The sequence below is a fragment of the Pseudoalteromonas phenolica genome (genome assembly GCF_005886345.1).
GTDB classification, from domain to species: Bacteria; Pseudomonadota; Gammaproteobacteria; order Enterobacterales; family Alteromonadaceae; genus Pseudoalteromonas; species Pseudoalteromonas phenolica_A.
The window spans coordinates 1-275 of sequence record NZ_PNEC01000123.1; the positions used below are offsets into that span (position 1 = coordinate 1).

The window sequence follows — 275 nt, forward strand, 5'->3', positions numbered from 1 at the left end:
ATTTTTTAGACATCAAAGTTGCCGATCATATCATCGTAAGTAGTGAGGGGTATTATAGTTTTGCGGAAGAAGGACTTATGTAGTGGATAGTGAATAGTGGGTAGTGGGTAATGTTCAGTTGATAAGGTACTACTCACTATTCACTATCCACTAATCACTAAGTATGGTCTATACCGGACACTTCTCATGATAATTGATCAGTTCGATAGGAGTGCGTTCAAACGCATAGCCCTCATAGTATTGCGCCATTTCATCGAGTACAGATTCAATTTCGG

General features: G+C 39.3%; 1 protein-coding gene. It reads left to right on the forward strand.

Annotation, left to right across the window (positions count from 1 at the left end; genetic code table 11):
* Nucleotides 1-11: 11 nt before the first annotated feature.
* The gene (locus CWB72_RS21190) at nucleotides 12-83 is read left to right on the forward strand and encodes a JAB domain-containing protein (protein WP_354384673.1); all 72 of its coding nucleotides are present in this window, start codon (nucleotides 12-14) and stop codon (nucleotides 81-83) included.
* The last annotated feature ends 192 nt before the right edge of the window (nucleotides 84-275 follow it).